At 58.3% G+C, this 17150-nt stretch carries 16 protein-coding genes; 3 read left to right on the top strand and 13 right to left on the bottom strand.

Features of this window, described 5'->3' with window-relative positions; all coding sequences use genetic code 11:
- Nucleotides 1-33 precede the first annotated feature (33 nt).
- The 3 genes from alc to puuE all read right to left on the bottom strand — a co-directional run bounded on the left by alc (nucleotide 34) and on the right by puuE (nucleotide 2550).
- Nucleotides 34-1029 carry an allantoicase gene (gene alc, locus BM132_RS21350; protein WP_092458601.1) on the bottom strand — a complete coding sequence of 332 codons (996 nt, stop codon included), beginning with the start codon at nucleotides 1027-1029 and terminating at the stop codon, nucleotides 34-36.
- Between the two features lie 67 nt (nucleotides 1030-1096).
- Nucleotides 1097-1612 (bottom strand): 2-oxo-4-hydroxy-4-carboxy-5-ureidoimidazoline decarboxylase, encoded by a 516-nt coding sequence (gene uraD, locus BM132_RS21355; RefSeq protein ID WP_092458603.1) that lies wholly within the window; start codon nucleotides 1610-1612, stop codon nucleotides 1097-1099.
- Nucleotides 1609-2550: an allantoinase PuuE gene (gene puuE, locus BM132_RS21360; protein WP_092458605.1), complete on the bottom strand. Its 942-nt coding sequence runs from the start codon at nucleotides 2548-2550 to the stop codon at nucleotides 1609-1611. Before puuE ends, uraD begins: the two co-directional genes overlap by 4 nt.
- Nucleotides 2551-2963: 413 nt before the next feature.
- On the opposite strand from puuE, the gene uraH reads away from it, so the two are divergent.
- Complete coding sequence (uraH, locus tag BM132_RS21365; protein WP_092400242.1) at nucleotides 2964-3317, top strand: hydroxyisourate hydrolase; 354 nt, start codon at nucleotides 2964-2966, stop codon at nucleotides 3315-3317.
- 97 nt (nucleotides 3318-3414) lie between these two features.
- On the opposite strand, the gene BM132_RS21370 is transcribed toward uraH, so the two are convergent.
- The 5 genes from BM132_RS21370 to BM132_RS21390 all read right to left on the bottom strand — a co-directional run bounded on the left by BM132_RS21370 (nucleotide 3415) and on the right by BM132_RS21390 (nucleotide 11765).
- On the bottom strand, nucleotides 3415-4344 hold the full coding sequence (locus tag BM132_RS21370) for a hypothetical protein (protein WP_092458608.1): 930 nt from the start codon (nucleotides 4342-4344) through the stop codon (nucleotides 3415-3417).
- Between the two features lie 743 nt (nucleotides 4345-5087).
- Complete coding sequence (locus BM132_RS21375; protein ID WP_177218203.1) at nucleotides 5088-8801, bottom strand: calcium-binding protein; 3714 nt, start codon at nucleotides 8799-8801, stop codon at nucleotides 5088-5090.
- A 138-nt stretch (nucleotides 8802-8939) separates the two neighbouring features.
- Nucleotides 8940-9569 carry a LysE family translocator gene (locus tag BM132_RS21380; protein WP_092458610.1) on the bottom strand — a complete coding sequence of 210 codons (630 nt, stop codon included), beginning with the start codon at nucleotides 9567-9569 and terminating at the stop codon, nucleotides 8940-8942.
- A gap of 63 nt (nucleotides 9570-9632) precedes the next feature.
- On the bottom strand, nucleotides 9633-10982 hold the full coding sequence (locus tag BM132_RS21385) for an NCS2 family permease (RefSeq protein WP_092458613.1): 1350 nt from the start codon (nucleotides 10980-10982) through the stop codon (nucleotides 9633-9635).
- A 342-nt stretch (nucleotides 10983-11324) separates the two neighbouring features.
- Nucleotides 11325-11765: a MarR family winged helix-turn-helix transcriptional regulator gene (locus tag BM132_RS21390; RefSeq protein WP_092400234.1), complete on the bottom strand. Its 441-nt coding sequence runs from the start codon at nucleotides 11763-11765 to the stop codon at nucleotides 11325-11327.
- A gap of 82 nt (nucleotides 11766-11847) precedes the next feature.
- On the opposite strand from BM132_RS21390, the gene BM132_RS21395 reads away from it, so the two are divergent.
- Nucleotides 11848-13014, top strand: a complete 1167-nt coding sequence (locus tag BM132_RS21395) for an aminotransferase-like domain-containing protein (RefSeq protein WP_092458615.1) — start codon at nucleotides 11848-11850, stop codon at nucleotides 13012-13014.
- A gap of 143 nt (nucleotides 13015-13157) precedes the next feature.
- Here BM132_RS21395 and BM132_RS21400 read toward each other — a convergent pair whose 3' ends face one another.
- From BM132_RS21400 to BM132_RS21420, 5 genes are all read right to left on the bottom strand, one after another.
- Nucleotides 13158-13529 (bottom strand): glutathione S-transferase N-terminal domain-containing protein, encoded by a 372-nt coding sequence (locus BM132_RS21400; protein ID WP_092400302.1) that lies wholly within the window; start codon nucleotides 13527-13529, stop codon nucleotides 13158-13160.
- Nucleotides 13530-13631: 102 nt separating this feature from the next.
- The gene (folE, locus tag BM132_RS21405; protein ID WP_003204506.1) at nucleotides 13632-14177 is read right to left on the bottom strand and encodes a GTP cyclohydrolase I FolE; all 546 of its coding nucleotides are present in this window, start codon (nucleotides 14175-14177) and stop codon (nucleotides 13632-13634) included.
- Between the two features lie 77 nt (nucleotides 14178-14254).
- Nucleotides 14255-14812, bottom strand: coding sequence for a Smr/MutS family protein (locus tag BM132_RS21410; RefSeq protein ID WP_045156639.1), 558 nt, complete (start codon nucleotides 14810-14812; stop codon nucleotides 14255-14257).
- A gap of 74 nt (nucleotides 14813-14886) precedes the next feature.
- The gene (locus tag BM132_RS21415; protein WP_092400230.1) at nucleotides 14887-15207 is read right to left on the bottom strand and encodes a hypothetical protein; all 321 of its coding nucleotides are present in this window, start codon (nucleotides 15205-15207) and stop codon (nucleotides 14887-14889) included.
- Nucleotides 15208-15338: 131 nt separating this feature from the next.
- Nucleotides 15339-15929, bottom strand: a complete 591-nt coding sequence (locus BM132_RS21420) for a cysteine hydrolase family protein (protein ID WP_047229626.1) — start codon at nucleotides 15927-15929, stop codon at nucleotides 15339-15341.
- A gap of 266 nt (nucleotides 15930-16195) precedes the next feature.
- Here BM132_RS21420 and prmB point away from each other — a divergent pair, with 266 nt between their 5' ends.
- On the top strand, nucleotides 16196-17104 hold the full coding sequence (prmB, locus tag BM132_RS21425) for a 50S ribosomal protein L3 N(5)-glutamine methyltransferase (RefSeq protein WP_092400228.1): 909 nt from the start codon (nucleotides 16196-16198) through the stop codon (nucleotides 17102-17104).
- Nucleotides 17105-17150 lie beyond the last annotated feature (46 nt).

Here is a 17150-nt window from a genome sequence, read left to right on the forward strand (position 1 = left end):
TCGCAGGCTTCGCCAGCTCCTACAGGCTCAGCATTACTTCGCGACCTTGCCGAGCACCCGCAGGCGACTCACGCCACCATCCGGGAACACGTTCAGGCGGATGTGGGTGATCGGCCCCAAGGCTTTGATCTGCTCGGCGAAGGTGTGTTCGGCGTGCATTTCCAGCTTCTGGCTGGGCAGTAATTCGCGCCAGAACAGCGACTGGGTTTCGATCTGGCTGTCGGTGCCGCCCTTGACGAACGCGCCCTGGATCGAGCAACTGTCCGGGTAGTTACCCTTGAAGTGCAAGGTGTCGACGATGACTTTCTCGATCTCGCCGGCATGGCCCAGGGCGACGATTACCCAGTCATTACCGGGGGTACGACGACGGGCGGTTTCCCAGCCATCGCCCATGTTCACTCCGCGACCGGGGTTGAGGATGTTGCTCATGCGACCGAAGTGTTCGTCGGAACAGGCCAGGGCGCGACCGCCATTGAGGGCCGCGGCCAGGTCGATCTGTTCATTGTCGCCCACGGCCGACCAGTCGCGGTACGGAATGCCGTAGACCCGCAGGCGGGCCACGCCGCCATCGGGGTAGATGTTGAAGCGCAGGTGGCTGAAGGCCTGGTCATTGCTGATTTCATGGTAGTGGTGGCTGTCGCCTTGCAGTTCCACGGCCGACAGCACTTCAGTCCATTGGGTATGTTCGTCTGGCTCGCCCGAGGCCAGGAAGCAGGCTTCCAGGGACGCCGACGGCGGGTAGTTACCGGTGAAGAATGAAGTGTCGATGTCCACGCCCTTGATCGAACCGGGCACGCCCAGGCGGATCACCGCGCTGTCGTAGCCTTCGAAGCGCTTGCGGCGCGACTCCCAGCCGTCCATCCACTTGCCGTTGTCATCGAATACGCCCTCCTTCCATACGGCCGGTGTCGGCTGGAACAGACGGTTGGCGTCGGCGAACCAGTCATCGGTGACCGAGATGATCTTGGTGCCCAGGCGGGCGTCGGCCAGGTTGACGAACTTCTCGAAGGGTACGGCGTAAGCTTTCATTCTTCTTGTCTGCCTTTAGTAAGTTGGCTGGGGATGCTTGCAGGGGCCTGGGTCTCAGGGCTGCGCGCTAAAGAATCAGTAATCGGAACAACGCGATCTTGTTGATCTCTGCCAGCGCGCATTTGAACTCGGTATCTGCCGAATGGTGGATGCGCGTTTCGAACGCCGCGAGGATCTGATGCCGGTTGCTGCCTTTTACCGCCATGATGAAGGGAAACTTGAACTTGGCTTTGTAGGCCTCGTTCAGCTCGGTGAAGCGTTGGAACTCATCGCTCGAGCATTGGTGAATACCGGCGCCAGCCTGTTCGTTGGTGCTGGCCTCGGTCAGTTGGCCCTGAACGGCGGCTTTGCCGGCCAGGTCCGGGTGTGCGTTGATCAGTGCCAGTTGGCTGGCATGATCGGCGCACAGCAGGATGTCGCTCATGCGCTGGTGCAGGGTCTCGATCTGGTCGATCGAGGGGTCCTGGCCCAGGTCGAAAGCCTTTTCGGCGACCCATGGCGAATGTTCGTAGATGTCAGCGAAGGCTTTGACGAACGCTTCGCGGCTCAAGGTCGAAGGCTTGAGGGTCTGGAATGCGGTCATTTTGAAGCCCCTGATTTCGAAGCGCCCGGATGCGGGTGGGTCTGCTGCCAGTGGCGGGCGATGTCGACGCGACGGCTGAACCAGACATGCTCATGACCCTTGGCGTATTCAAGAAACCGCTTGAGGGCTGCGAGGCGGGCAGGACGGCCGATCAGGCGGCAGTGCAGGCCGATGGAAAGCATCTTCGGCGCCTCGCTGCCTTCGGCATACAGCACGTCGAAGGCATCCTTGAGGTATTGGAAAAAATCGTCGCCCGTGTTGAAACCCTGGACCTGGGTGAAGCGCATGTCGTTGGTGTCCAGGGTGTACGGAATCACCAGGTGCGGCTTGCCGTTGGGGGTGTTCGGTTCCCAGTAGGGCAGGTCGTCGTCGTAGGTGTCGCTGTCATAGAGAAAACCGCCTTCTTCCATGACCAGCCGGCGGGTGTTGGGGCCTGTGCGGCCGGTGTACCAGCCCAACGGGCGTTCGCCGGTGATTTCGGTGAGGATGCGGATCGCTTCGAGCATGTGCTCGCGTTCCTGGGCTTCATCCATGTATTGATAGTCGATCCAACGATAACCGTGACTGCAGATTTCGTGACCGGCGGCGACCATGGCACGGATCACGTCAGGGTGGCGCTGGGCAGCCATGGCCACCGCGAAGATCGTCAGCGGAATATCGAATTCCTTGAACAGCTTGAGGATCCGCCAGACACCGGCGCGGCTGCCATACTCGTAGAGCGATTCCATGCTCATGTTGCGCTCACCCTGCAGCGGTTGTGCCGAAACCATTTCCGAGAGAAACGCTTCGGACTCCTTGTCGCCATGCAGCACGTTGCGCTCGCCGCCTTCCTCGTAGTTGAGCACGAAGGACAGGGCGATGCGGGCGTTGCCCGGCCACTGAGGGTGGGGAGGGTTACTGCCGTAACCGATCAGGTCGCGTGGGTAGTCAGCGCTCACTGCAGTTTTCCTTCTTGTTCGAGCCATGTAGGTGGCGCCCTGGGGGATGAGTCACAGGATGGCGTCACAGCGATGGATTGATTGTATACAACTTTATGTGCGCTTTGTAAGCCTGAATTTTTGCATTTTTCATCGCCGTCCCTTGCGGGTCTACACTGCAAGAAACCTGCCCACTTGGTCAGCTAAATCAGGACAATCCATTGTATAGGCTGGTTTGATTGCCGATCGGGTCAGAACCCGCCGCGAATGAGGAAAGGGATAAATTTCTGTTTTTTATTGTGTACAATTTTCGTTTGAAGTGTCTTAATTCGCTCATCGCCGCAGCGTTTCGCGCTCCGAAATGGTGCGGCCTGTCTTTCAACTGATTCAGGAGGCGTCGGGCCGGACTGCTTGCAGCGAGGCGCGCACAATCAATGGGACGTTTGACTACTCACGTTTTGGATGCCGCGCACGGCTGCCCGGGCAGCTCGATCAAGGTCGAGTTGTACCGCGTCGAAGGTGCGCAACTGCAATGGGTCGCCAGCGCGCTGACCAACAGCGACGGCCGTTGCGATGCACCGTTATTGCAAGGGGATGACTACCGTAGCGGCGTCTATCAGATTCAATTCCATGCCGGCGATTACTACCGCACCCGTGGCGTCCAGCTGTCCGAGCCGGCGTTCCTGGATGTGGTGGTGCTGCGCTTCGGCATTTCGGCCGAGCAGGAGCACTACCACGTGCCCCTGCTGATTTCGCCCTACGCTTATTCAACGTATCGAGGCAGCTGATCCCCCAAGTCGTTGCCTTGTCCTGGAAGCGACTGCGCATGTAGCTTCTTTGGTTTTTCGCCCGCTCACACTGCGGGCTTTTTTTTGAGCCATGTATTTACAGCCTGGCATTGTCATCCCGGATGATAAAAATCGTGTCTGCAACGCCTGGACGAATTTCCGTACCGCCCTTGAGCCAGATGATTTTATTGGCACTGTGGGCATCGTTGACGGCTTTCGCAGCGACTCCGCCGACCTGGGTTTCCAGACGCAGGTCGGCGGTCTTGGGATCCATATACATGGGAAGGGAAATCTTCGGAATTCTGGTGCGGTGCAGGCTCATGAAAAATACATAGTCATGCCCTGTGCGGCGAAATACCAATGCTGGAAAGCTATTGAACGAGTTGGGCTCAATGACGGTGTAGCCATTACGCGTCAGAAGGGCGGCCATAAAGCGTTTGAATTCCACTGGCGAGTACGACGTCAGATAAAGAAGCCACTGTCGCTGGAACCGCAGGGGATCAAAATCCAATCGATTCAATGTTCCTGTTGAGGAAGGATGGGGCAGGGCTATCGAGCGGGCAGCGCCTCGGGATGCCGAAGAGGTGGGAAGAATCGGAAGCATCAGTAGTGGATCGGACCATTGCGGATGTGGCGAGAGGGTCGCGTTTTGCCAACTGCTGTAAATCTGCCGGAGTGCGGTCAAACCCGCAGCGTCGGCGAACGGCGAGTCATTGCTCAGTTCAAATTGCTTTCTTGCGATGTTTTCCAGGGTGACCGTGGTGACTTCTGGAAAAAAATCCCGGACGTAAGCGGTCAGTGGTTTTTCAAAGGGTAGTCTGGCGTCAATTTCCCAATGCTGGTCCGGCGGAACTTGTATTGCGCCTCGGGGTTGTTCGTCAGGCACATGCCTGAGGGTGGCTTCGAGCAGGTCAAAATCATAAATGGGATGGGCGGGTGACTGAATGTAGGTGATTGGGGATTCTCGCGCGTCGGTACGTGTCACCACCTTATAGTGAACATTGTCGATGGTGAGCAATTCGGACAATGTGAATCTTGGGTCAACCCCCCAGTTCTTCCTGAATGCCCGTGTAGGCGGGAGATTGGAGTCTGCGTGCTGTGTCACGTCGAGGTGCGCAATTCGACGCCATAGGAGGCTGCCCTCCACTTGTTCCAGGCGTGGTCCAGAGGCAACAAGTTCAGTGCCTGCTCGGGCTCTGTAGTTCTGTTCGGAGTCGCGACCAAGCAGCACCGTCCCACCTTCTTCAAGCTCAACGTAGGTGCGTGTCTTGAACGTGCGGATTCCAGAGGTTGCGTCCGGCTCCGATAACAGGGGTATCAGCTCGGGTGAAAGGTAATAATTGTCCAGCGATACCGACAGGGAGCCATCACGGATAGCTGTCGCGGATGTGATTTCGGATACCTGAATAGTCGGGTGCTGCGATTCAGTTGCATCAAGTTGTCGTCCGGTTGGCGAACCGGATGCCTGATCGGTGTCCGCGCCTCTCGTGGGATTGCCGAGTATTGTGTCCAGCGACGTATCGCGACTGGAGTGAGGCGTATCAGGGGACGACTTTGTAAGAGAGGGGCGGGTGTTTCGTCTTGGACTCATTGAAAATGTCTGCTCTTGAGTTTGAATATGAATGATTCATGTAGGTATCAAGCTCATGGCCTGTCGTATAGCCGGAGGCTGACAGGCCCTGGGTTCAAGAATGTTCGTGGAAAACCAGCAGACAGGTGCACTACATATGTATGGCGTGTGAAAGAAACCGTCGAAGACGTTTTTCAAGGTCAGGTAGGTTCGGGAGACGCCTCAGCCAATGAGAGGAACCAGCTCAATTGCGAGAGCCTTATGCCGAAGACTGCGCTCAGCGCCAACGCCCGCGCAAACATCACTGAGTTGTCCAATGTGAAGCTTTCTATCAGCTCCACGCACTTCTCCCGCAACAGACGAAGTGCGTCATCACCCAGGGGGGGCGACTGATTGAGCCCCTCGCGAGCCAGATCCTGATAGATCTTGAGGGCGTGGTCACACAGGTCTGTTTTTCTCAGGTTCGCCACTTCAATGACTCGGGACTTATCGGTGTCCAGGATCCATTTGCGGGTTCTGAGGTTGTAGCTCAATGTGCCGGGAGAGCCGTCTTTGAGTGCAACGTGAAGCACCTTCAGTTCTTCGGATGTCAGGCTCGACAGTTCGCTGGGCAATGCGGTGTTGGGGTCGGTTAACGGGGTAAAATAGCGGCCATCAAGCGCTTCTACATAAACCCGCTCAAACAGGCTGTCGACAGCATAAACAACGCCTTGTGCAGTGATGACTCGTATCGGGTCGACAAGGTCTTCAGCTTCATAGACGGGAAGATGGATAGTCGTTCCACCCATTTGAAGCAGGTTGGAGGACAGTTTTATCTCGACTTGACCCAGGCGCGTGGCATCCAACTCCCATAGGGAGGCACGGGGTAACCGAGGATTGGCGCCGGCCAATGCACCCGGCGTGGACAGGCGCAGTGTCATGTTCGGGCTCAGGTGAACAAGGTAGGTGGAGCCTTCGCCAATCAGGACTTCGATACCCGTCTGTTCTGTGGGCGATGTCAGCATGGCGCAGGTTGCCCATCTGCGCATGTAATAAGGTTTTTTGTCCAAGGGTGGTAGATAGGCGTATTTCTTTTTGGTAGGCGTCAATGGCAATGGAGCGTCTGTTTTCCATTCCACCGGATCTTTACCGATGAATGTTTCGTCCAGCAACAGGCCGTAGTCGGGCGAGGGTTGGACCAGGCGGTAGGACGAGCCGTCGTTCATGGTGAGGATAAAAGTATGATGCGAACCCAGGGTGGAAAATGCACGCCGGCCGGTCTTCGGGTTTTGCGCGCTATAGCGCTCATCGGAACTTGCCAGATTTTTCAATACGACTCGGCGAGCACCAAAGTGTAAGGTCAGGCCACATTCGCCGTATTTGATACTGTCCCCTTCATCTTTCTGAGTGACATGAGCCTTGTAGTAGGCCTCGATACGACTCAGCTCGGCGTTGGCGTAGTCCAGATGAAGGGTGGTGGAAAACTCGCTTTTTTGTTTGACCTTGAGTGTGGTCAGTTCATTGAGATGTGAAACATAGTAGCTGGTGTCTTTGTCATGGCTGATCTGCTGCTCGCTTCGATCGGGCAGGATAGCCGGGTTTCGGGGGGTGCCGGGTTGCACCACGACTGTTTCAATGTCGAGCGGGCTGCTTTCGATCGTGTCGGGCAGGTCGGGTACCAAATGGTAGCCATCCTGAGTGATGAACGTCAGCCTGTTGTTTTGTAGGGTTCTTGGAAAATCAGAGTCTTCATAGACTTCCCTGATGGTGACTTTGCAAAACGCCCGATCGCTTGCATCAAAGCATGAAGTAATGACCAGATGACCTTCTTCAATTCGCCAGCTTTCAATCAAGTCAGCTCTCCACTCCAGTGCGATGACGCTGTTGTCCACGCCATCTTCGGTGATGGAAACGTGGCCGGGTTTATGAGCGATGGCATAGATATCCTCGCCAGGTCCGCCGTCTGCGTTACGGTTATTTCCATTGAGAATATAAATTCGGTCGTCTCCCGCGCCGGCTTCGATTGAATCATTGCCGCGGGACTTGATGATGTTTGGGCCGGCTGTCCCTTTGATGATGTTGGCACCGCCCTCAGGGATTTCTACGTTTTCAATACTTTCAAGGTCCGCATGGCGATGATGCTTGCTCTGCGTGTCATGACTTGCTTGAGTGATGATGGACACTTGCCCGGCGTCCAGATCGACCTGATAACCCAGGCGTGGCTCGTGGTGACTGCGGCTACGGCCCGATAACACGAGAGTGTCATTGCCCAAGCCACCTGCCAGTTTATTAGCCGAAGTTTCACTGAGGGCCTCTGTCGAGCCTTCGAAGATAAACACGTCGTCTTTTGTGCCACCGGTGAGTTTTTTATGACCCGCCCCGTAGTGAAAGACGTTCGGCTTGTTTTCGACGCCTTCTACAGTGTCGTTGCCGCCGCCTATGTACCAGTGGATAGCTTTATGCTCCGCCGACGCCTCAATGACTGCACCCGGCGTCCGAGCAGTAACCCCTGTGCGTGCATCGACCCGGTCGTCGTTGTCTTTGATCTTCGGACGGACTGTCGTCGCCCGATACCTGGCACCGGTCCACCAGTTCCAAGTGTTGTAGGGCACCGGTTCGAGTTCCACGGTGAATGTACCGTTTACGATTGCCTCGGTGCTGTCTCTTAGTGGGCCTTTGAGCAAGTGCGAGGCATTGGCCTGCAGCAGCTTTGTATGTTCGGCGGTAGCCTTGGTGATGGTGTAGCGATCCTGGATATCTTTATCAGGGCCCATTGCCCAGAAGGCGAACCAACCGGTGCGCAGACGCTCGTGTACGGTGAGTTCTATATAGTCATCGATTTCATCGACTTGACGAATCGCGCCCCAGATTTGTGAGCCCACCACCAGGATAAGCCCGGCGGCAAGGCCCGCAGGACCGGCTGACCCAAATCCCGCCAGCGCCGCTATGCCAATGGTTAAGGTCATCGCGGCGCTGGTGACGCTCAAGGCTGCGCTGACATAGTGATCGGTGGCTTCTTTGCCGGTGGCGTGGGCGGCCGCTTTGAAAGAATCGACCGCGGCGATGACATCGAAAGGAAGTGTCAGGACGCTGGCAATCAGCCCGCTTCCACGAGCGAGGCGCGTGGCAAAGGTCGTTTTGGCAAAATCCCCGAGGGAGCGTTGGCCGGCCCTGATCATCTGAGAGGCTTGTCTGGTCACCGCAGCTTCGACACCGATAGAAGCGACTTCGGCGGCCACGCTGGTCCCATTGAAAATGGTCTGGTAGGCGTCCTTGTTACGGATGGCGTCTTGCAGGCCTCGCAGACCGCTGTAGATGCCGAAGGCCTGAAGTCCAAGCCCTGTAGGGATGAGGATATTGCTCTTGGTCGTATTTGCCCAACTGAATGCTCTATGGCTAAGCCCTTGTATATCGAGCTTTTGGGCAGAATTCAGGAGTTTCTCCAGCGTTCTTCGATGGCTGGCAGGTTCGGCCTGGGTTTCGGGCGTTTGCCTCAATAATGGGGGCGCGGCGGGTAAGCGCTGGCTCGCCATTTCAAACAGCAACGTGGGTAACCGATAGTCGTTTGCGTCGGCGGTTAGTTTGAGCCGTGTTTCAATATTGCTTGCGTTGAATTGTAACGAGTTCACGAAAAAGCGATTGGGACTGCGGAAAAAAGTATTGTCGCCGTTCAGCGGCTGTCCATCGGTGGTTGCGCCCAGCGCATCCAGGGCTGAACGGGTGACAGTCACGGAACCGATGTGCATCGGGCCGTAAAGTTTATCGACGATTTCAAGTTGGGTTTGTCTATGTTTGTGCTCCGAACTCAACTGCGTCCCATCGGCAGTCTTGAAATCGAGTGTTTCCATGGCGTGTTTATTTGTACGCACGCCTAAATCGGTAATGACTACGGCATAGTCGTCGGGCACGGAGCCGGGCTGGAAAATCTGGGCCATTGTGAACGTCCTTGTTCAACGATGATTGAGTGGCCCTATATGTAAGATGCTTCCTGGCGGGGTGTATATCGATGGGTTGTTTCTACGTTTTGCGAAAGCCTCGAATAGAAAATGAGGCTGTTTCGCAAAATCAGGGACTCAGTGAGTGGACATCAAAGAGGCCGCGCCTGCACCGCCAAAGAGTCCTGCACTGACGCGATTGAACCAACTCTGGCCTTTACCCGTGCGCAGATACCGCGCCGCGCCGTGGGCACCGAGGCCGTAAGCCAGCTTGCAGAGCAGATCAAGAGCGGTCCAGGTGGCGATCATGATCAGCAGTTGCGGCAGGAACGGTTGTTCGGCGCTCAAGAATTGCGGCAGGAAAGCGGCGAAGAACAGAATGTCCTTGGGATTGCTGGCACCCAGCACGAACGCCCGGCCGAACAGGGCGCGAAAGCGTGGGATGGCAGCGGCCTGGGGCACTTCGGCACCCTGGGACGGCTGGCGCGATTGCTGCCAGCTCTGCCAGGCCAGATAAAACAGGTACAACGCGCCGACCATCTTCAGGGCGCTGAACAGCTGTTCCGACGCCAATAACAGAGCGCCGAGCCCCAGCGCCGATGCGCTCAGCAGGCAAATCGAGGCGATCACGCCACCCAGGAACGCCGGATACGAGCGGCGCAGGCCATAGTTCAGGCTGTTGCCGATCATCAGCAACGACAGTGGGCCGGGGATGAGGATCACCACCAGAGCGGCGCCGCTGAACAACAGCCAGGTTTCCAGATTCATTGCTTTGCTCCTGATGCAAGAACGCCTCACCCGACGGGGTGAGGCTGATGAATAATCCCGTGCCTACAAGAAGATGAACTTGGCGATGAAAATCGCGCAAAGCACCCACAGACTGACAGAAATTTTCTTGTGTTTACCGGTGCCGGCCTTAAGCACCACATAGGTGATGAAGCCCAACGCAATACCGTCGGCGACCGAAAAGGTCAGGGGCATCATGATGGCCGTGACGATGGCCGGGATGCTGTCGGTCGCTTCGTCCCATTCGATGTGGGCCATGCCCCCCATCATCAGCATGGCGACATAGATCAAGGCACCCGCGGTAGCGTAGGCGGGGATCATCCCGGCCAGTGGTGCGAAGAACATCGCGGCAATAAATAGCACACCGACCGTCACCGCGGTAAGCCCTGTACGGCCACCCGCCGCGACACCGGCGGCGCTTTCCACATAGCTGGTCACCGGCGGCACGCCGACCATGGCGCCGAACACGCTGGAGGCGCTGTCGGCTTTCAGGGCCTTGGACAGGTTCTCGATCTTGCCATCAGGTTTGACCAGCCCGGCACGCTGGGCAACGCCCATCAGGGTGCCGGCGGTGTCGAACATGTGCACGAACAGGAAGGCCAGCACGACGCTGATCATGCTGACGTTGAATACACCGACCACATCCATCGCCATCCAGGTGGGCGCCAGGCTCGGTGGAGTCGACATGACCCCGTTGTATTGCACCAGTCCCAGGCCCCAGCCGGCCAGTGTCACGGCAATAATGCTGATTAGGATCGCGCCGAACACGCGGTGATAGCTGAGCACGGCGATCATCAGGAAACACACCGCAGCCAGTAACGGGCCGGGCTCGTGCAGGGAGCCGAGCTTGATCAGGGTAGCGGGGCTGTCCACGACGATGCCGGCGGTCTTCAGGCCGATCAGTCCGAGGAACAACCCGACTCCCGCGCCCATGGCATAACGCAGGCTCACCGGAATGCTGTTGAGCAGCCATTCACGCACCCGCGACAGGGTCAGGAACATAAACAGCACACCGGAAATAAACACCGCGCCCAATGCGGTTTCCCAGTTGTAGCCCATGGTGCCGACCACGGTGTAGGTGAAGAACGCGTTCAGGCCCATGCCCGGTGCCAGGCCCACCGGCCAGTTGGCGTAGAGGCCCATCAACAGGCAACCCAAGGCGGCGGCGATGCAGGTCGCGACGAATGCGGCGCCGTGATCGATGCCGGCGTCGGCCATGATGTTGGGGTTGACGAAGATGATGTAGGCCATGGTGATGAAGGTCGTCAGACCGGCAATCAGCTCGGTCTTCACCGTGGTGCCATGCAAGCTGAGTTTGAAGATGCGCTCCAGCCAGCCAGTGCGTAGTGGCGGCGAGAGGTCCAGCGTCCGGGCTTCGGGTTTGCGGCTTTCCACAGCGAGTACTCCTCAAGAGTTTTATTGTTATTTCCAGCACGCCCGCCCCCTGAGGGTGGCGGCGTCGCTTTGAGGCAGGTAAGGCTGGCGAGTTTTTTTGACCTGATGGTCAGGAACCCGCACGAAGCGAATTATGCTTTTGTATACAAATAAAGCAAATAATGTTTTTGATGTTGTCGACGAAAAGTCTGGGGAATAGGGATATATCGACTGTGAGGACGCCATCGCGAGCAGGCTCGCTCCCACAATGGATCCCCATGCGCACAAATTTTGTGAACGACGCCGCTCCCCTGTGGGAATGAGCCTGCTCGCGGTGGCGCCGGTTCTGACGCTACAAATCCCTCAGCTCGCCGAACCCTTGCCCAACCCCAGATTCACCGCCAGCCACCCATTCACCGCCGTGTCTCCAGCCTCGGCAAACACGCGCTCCAGCAATTTCACCTGCTCACGACGCAACGCCTGTTCGAACCGCTCGCCCTCGGCCGTCAGCGCCAGCAGCCGCTTACGTTTGTCGGTTTCGGACGCAACACTGTTCACCAAATGCATTTCCATCAACTGGCGCAACGGCATGTTCAACGCCTGCTTGCTCACGCCGAGCAGGGTCAGCAACTCCTTCACGCTCAAGGATGGATAGCGGGCGATAAAAAAAACGATGCGCTGATGCACCCGGCTCAGCCCGCGACGCTCAAGCATTTCATCGGCCTTGGCGGTAAACGCCTGGTAACCGAAGAAGAACGCTTCCATGGCCATCTGCTGGGAGGTCGGGTTTTTAAGGTCAATCATGTTGACGTATCCACGGAGGTCGGAGTAATTTCGGTCAACTAGTTTGACTCATTCTCCCAGCGACCCGCTACAGGTGACTCCCATGGCTTTTTCCGAACGTGTCTCGCGCCTCAAAAGTTCTTTGATTCGAGAAATCCTCGCCGCGGCGCAGCGCCCTGAAGTGATGTCGTTCGCCGGCGGCCTGCCGGCCGAAGCCATGCTGCCGAAAGTCGAATGGGAGGCCATGCCGGTGTCCATGGGCCAATACGGCATGAGCGAAGGTGAACCGGCCTTGCGCGAAGCCCTGGCGGCACAGGCGCGGTCATTGGGCCTGGCGTGTGAGGCCAGTCAGGTGCTGGTGGTCAGCGGCTCTCAGCAAACCCTCGACCTGGCGGCCAAGCTGCACATCGATGTCGGCACCCAAGTCATGCTGGAAGCGCCGACCTATCTGGCCGCGTTGCAGATTTTCCAGCTGTTTGGCGCCGACTGCATCACGGTGCCCCTGGAGACCGATGGGCCTGATCTGAAACAGTTGCGAACCCGGCTGGAACAGCATCGACCGGCGTTCATCTACCTGATTCCCACCTTCCAGAACCCGTCGGCGGTGCGCTACAGCGAGGCCAAGCGCGACGCGGTGGCGGCGTTGCTGGATGAGTTTGGCGTGACCCTGATTGAAGACGAACCTTATCGTGAGCTGACCTTCGACGGCGCCAGCGCCACGCCGATTGTCAGTCGCTTGCGCAAGGCCAGCTGGATCTACACCGGCACGGTGTCGAAAACCCTGTTGCCCGGGCTACGGGTGGGTTACCTGATCGCCAGCCCGGATCTGTTCCCACACCTGCTGCGGCTCAAGCAGTCGGCGGACCTGCACACCAATCGCATCGGTCAATGGCAGGCATTGCAATGGATCGGCACCGAGCAGTATCGCCATCATTTGAGTGAATTGAGAGATTTCTACCGGGATCGTCGCGACCGGTTCCAGACCGCACTGCACAAGCATTTTGCCGACATCGCGGATTGGAACGTGCCCCAGGGCGGGTTGTTTTTCTGGCTGACACTCAAACAACCGCTGGACACCCGCACCTTGCTCGACGCCGCCCTGGCTGCCGACGTGGCGTTCATGCCGGGGGAGCCATTCTTTCCCGAGCCGGACATGCATCCGGGGCACCTGCGTTTGAACTTCAGCCACATCGACCCGGCGCGGCTGGATGAAGGGCTCAAGCGGTTGGCGGGGGTGGTGCGGGAGGCTTTGGCGGTAAAAGCAGCCTGACTTATGTGGCGACTGGACTTGCCCCATCGCGAGCAGGCTCGCTCCCACAGGGTTCAGAGTCGATCACAAAACCCAGTTACCCACAGTTCCATTGTGGGAGCGAGCCTGCTCGCGATAGAGCCCGCAAATACACCATAAAACTATCAGACTGCCGCAAACCGCTGATCCAGATACTCAATGATCACCTTGGACTCATACATCCAGGTGGTTTCACCGTTCTCTTCAATACGCAGGCATGGCACTTTGATCTTGCCGCCTTGCTCCAGCAGCGTCTGGCGATCCTGCTCGTTGTTTTTTGCATCCCGCAAGGCCACCGGCACGTTGAGGCGGTGCAGGGTGCGGCGGGTCTTCACGCAGAACGGGCAGGCGTGGAACTGATAGAGCGTCAGGCTGCGGGCGGCCTGATTGACTTGCGCCTGGGCCTCGGCCGGACGTTGCTTCTTGCCGGGGCGGGTGATGAAGTCGATGAAAATAATCAGCTGGCCCAGGCCAACTCGCAGCGCTTTGACGATCACGGTATTAAGCCTCGCGACAGGGAAGAAGAGGGCGCGCAGCTTACCTGATTTTTCACGGGCAAAAAAAACCGGCGATCAATGCCGGTTTTTTTCATGCAGGGGTTACTTGATCAGGCTGAGGAACTCGCTGCGGGTCGCGGCGTTTTCGCGGAACTCGCCGAGCATCACCGAGGTGATCATCGAGGAGTTCTGCTTCTCCACACCGCGCATCATCATGCACATGTGCTTGGCTTCGATCACCACCGCCACGCCCAAGGCACCGGTCACCTGCTGGACCGCGTCGGCGATCTGGCGGCTGAGGTTTTCCTGGATCTGCAGGCGACGTGCGTACATGTCGACGATGCGTGCGACTTTCGAAAGCCCCAGCACCTTGCCACTCGGAATGTAGGCCACATGGGCCTTGCCGATGAAGGGCAGCAAATGGTGCTCGCACAGCGAGTACAACTCGATGTCCTTGACCAGCACCATTTCGCTGTTGTCGGAGCTGAACAAGGCACCGTTGGTGACTTCTTCGAGGGTCTGTTCGTAACCGCGGCAGAGGTACTGCATGGCCTTGGCAGCGCGCTTGGGCGTGTCGAGCAGGCCCTCGCGGGAAACGTCCTCGCCCAGTTGGCCGAGAATCGCGGTGTAATTCTGTTCCAGAGACATGAAACTACCTGTGGGATTTTACGCAAAGGGCAAGGGTACGGTGGCGGACACGGCGCTGCAAGCTCGGCAATCGGGCGCTACTCGTCGCGGCCTTCCATCATGGTGCGCTTGAGCATCACGTACACCGCCCCGGCGCCTCCGTGTTTTGCCTGGCAGGAGGTGAAGCCCAGCACTTGCGGGTGCTGGCGCAGCCAGGTGTTGACGTGGCTCTTGATCATCGGCCGCTTGCCGTCCAGTCGTACGGCCTTGCCGTGGGTGACGCGCACGCAGCGGATTTCGAAGCGGGTGGCTTCGGCCAGGAAGGCCCAGAGGGTTTCCCGGGCCTTTTCCACTGTCATGCCGTGCAGGTCAAGACTGCCTTCGAAGGGGATCTGACCAACCTTCAGCTTGCGCATCTGGCTTTCCTGAACGCCGTCGCGAGCCCACATCAGCTCGTCTTCAGGACCTACGTCGATCACGAACTGGTCGGACAAGCCATCCACCGTGGTGGCATCGGTGCGCACCGTGGCGGCCTGGCGCAGCTTTGCGATTTGTGCGCGATCCGCCTTGGGTTTGCCGGTCTCGGCACGGTCGTGCTTGATCGGTTTAACGCCCTGGATCGCACTTTTGAACAGGGAAAAGTCGTCGTCTTGCATGTCAGCCTCCGCGAAGGCCGGCCAGTTTACCCAACTCCTGCGGGATCCGGCGCGACAAAACGTCGGGCGGCGGGTCAGTCGTGCTTTTTCATCAAGTGAGGAGCCATGGCCAGCTCCAGGGATTGGCGGGCCCGACGGCGGCAAAGACGCCACAGCCAGACGCCCAAAAGCAGTACCAGCAAGCCGATCACCAGAATGATCGTGGAGCCGAGCGCGGTTGCGTTCAACTCGCCTAGGGCGGGCGGGCGACCCAGCAGGCTGGCGGCACCGGCCATCGCCAGCAGTACACCGAGCGTTGCCAGGAGCGCCGCGAGCGCGGCACCGAAACGCAAGCGCCAGTTGCTCGGGCCTTTGGGCCGCAAGCGACGTGCGTCAAAACCATCGGATAACTTCATTCCGACCTTCCTCAATGGGTATCGGCCCTTCGACCGGAAGATGTTCGGGTTGTTCCTGACACTACGGCAATTGCGGCAAATGAGAGGCTTTTGCGGATAAGCGGCGCAACGGGCCGCTTATCGAAGGGGTGTCAGATGAAATCGCGGGTCAGGGCCAGGGTGGCGAAGTTGTCCGCCATGATCGCCATCTCGGTCTGGTGCACGTGTTCGGCGCTCAGGACACCGCCCTTGTGCGGCAGATCGCGAGTGGCGCAGGCGTCTTCGACCAGGGTGCAACGAAAGCCCAGGTTCTTGGCGGCACGCACGGTGGTGCTGACGCTGGAATGGCTCATGAAACCGCAAACGATCAGGTCCAGGGGGCCGAGGTCCTCCAGGCGCTTTTTCAGTTCGGTGCCGTGAAACGCGCTGGGCAGCAGTTTTTCCACCACGGTTTCGTCGCCCTGGGGTTCCAGGCCGCTAATGAACTCCCCGCGTTCGCCCTGTGGATCGAACAGCCCGCCATGGGTGCCCAGGTGACGCACATGCACGATCGGCCGGCCGGCGGCACGGGCCGCGCCGAGCAATTGCTTGATGTTCGCGACCGCTGCATCCATGCCACTCAACGCCAGGGGGCCGGCGAGGTATTCTTTCTGGGCATCGATGATGATCAGCGTCGCTTGACTCAGATTGGCCGCCGCGTAACCGCGACCGCTGAGTTGAAACATCGTTTTTGGAACGGACATTCTGGGGCTCCTTCGAGTGGGGCTTTTGCGACATTCTCCTCTGGCTGAGCGGTTCTGTGAATCGCTTCCATCGCAAGGGCCGTCGTTGCTGGCCTACAGCCTTGTCAAGATGTCCGTCTTGTTCAATAGTCGGCGCGAAAAACGGATAAATCCTACATCTGCCCAGGCCTTTTTCGTTCGTGTTTGAGGCGTGTTTGAGGCGTGTTTTGGTGAGGGGAGTGTTTGGCTGGTAGACTCGCCAGTCGTTTTTTCTGGAGTTTGCCGCCGTGATCACTTCCCGTCTCCGTACCCTGCGCGACCATATACGTTGGGCCGTCAGCCGTTTCCATGGAGAGGATCTGTTTTTTGGTCATGGCACCGACAATGCGTGGGATGAAGCCCGCCAGTTGGTGTTGGGCGCGTTACATCTGCCGTGGGAAATTGCCGATAGCTACCTGGACTGCCGTCTCGAGGACGAAGAGCTGGTTCATGTGCAGCGCCTGCTGCGCCGACGTATCGCCGAACGTATCCCGGCGGCCTACCTGCTGGGTGAAGCCTGGTTCTGCGGGATGTCTTTCATCGTCGACGAGCGCGTGCTCATTCCACGCTCGCCCATCGGGGAGCTGATCGAAAACCGCTTTGCGCCCTGGCTGGGACAGGAACCGGCACGGATTCTCGACCTCTGCACCGGTTCCGGCTGCATCGGCATCGCGTGCGCTTTTGAGTTCCCGGAGGCGGAGGTGGTGCTGGCTGACCTGTCGTTCGAAGCGTTGGAAGTGGCCAACCAGAACATCGAGCGTCACGGCGTCGACGAGCGCGTATTCACCGTCCAGGGGGATGGTTTCGAGGGATTGCCGGGCCAGCGTTTCGACCTGATTGTGTCGAACCCGCCCTACGTCGATGCCGAAGATTTCGCCGACATGCCCCAGGAGTACCAGCACGAACCGGAGCTGGGTCTGGCCTGTGGCGATGATGGCCTGAACCTGGTACGCCGGATGCTGGCCGAGGCCGCCGACCATCTGACCGAGAAGGGCTTGTTGATTGTCGAGGTCGGTAACAGTCAGGTTCACGTCGAGGCGTTGTACCCGGAAGTCGATTTTGCCTGGCTGGACTTCGAACGTGGCGGGCACGGTGTGTTCATGCTCAGTGCTGAACAGTGCCGTCAGCATCAGGGGTTGTTTGCTTCGCGGGTTTGACCTAGTCGATCTGGCGGAACTGTCCTTGTGGCGAGGGGATTTATCC

It is taken from the genome of Pseudomonas sp. NFACC45, assembly GCF_900113505.1.
In the GTDB taxonomy this organism is placed as follows: domain Bacteria; phylum Pseudomonadota; class Gammaproteobacteria; order Pseudomonadales; family Pseudomonadaceae; genus Aquipseudomonas; species Aquipseudomonas tehranensis.

Bases quoted from the DNA above. Each gene is read 5' to 3' on its own strand.
- BM132_RS21380 (WP_092458610.1), bottom strand. From the start codon at position 9,569: ATGAATCTGGAAACCTGGCTGTTGTTCAGCGGCGCCGCTCTGGTGGTG.
- BM132_RS21390 (WP_092400234.1), bottom strand. From the start codon at position 11,765: ATGATTGACCTTAAAAACCCGACCTCCCAGCAGATGGCCATGGAAGCG.
- BM132_RS21410 (WP_045156639.1), bottom strand. From the start codon at position 14,812: ATGCAAGACGACGACTTTTCCCTGTTCAAAAGTGCGATCCAGGGCGTT.
- uraD (WP_092458603.1), bottom strand. From the start codon at position 1,612: ATGACCGCATTCCAGACCCTCAAGCCTTCGACCTTGAGCCGCGAAGCG.
- folE (WP_003204506.1), bottom strand. From the start codon at position 14,177: ATGTCTCTGGAACAGAATTACACCGCGATTCTCGGCCAACTGGGCGAG.
- alc (WP_092458601.1), bottom strand. From the start codon at position 1,029: ATGAAAGCTTACGCCGTACCCTTCGAGAAGTTCGTCAACCTGGCCGAC.
- BM132_RS21415 (WP_092400230.1), bottom strand. From the start codon at position 15,207: ATGAAGTTATCCGATGGTTTTGACGCACGTCGCTTGCGGCCCAAAGGC.
- BM132_RS21395 (WP_092458615.1), top strand. From the start codon at position 11,848: ATGGCTTTTTCCGAACGTGTCTCGCGCCTCAAAAGTTCTTTGATTCGA.
- BM132_RS21420 (WP_047229626.1), bottom strand. From the start codon at position 15,929: ATGTCCGTTCCAAAAACGATGTTTCAACTCAGCGGTCGCGGTTACGCG.
- BM132_RS21375 (WP_177218203.1), bottom strand. From the start codon at position 8,801: ATGGCCCAGATTTTCCAGCCCGGCTCCGTGCCCGACGACTATGCCGTA.
- uraH (WP_092400242.1), top strand. From the start codon at position 2,964: ATGGGACGTTTGACTACTCACGTTTTGGATGCCGCGCACGGCTGCCCG.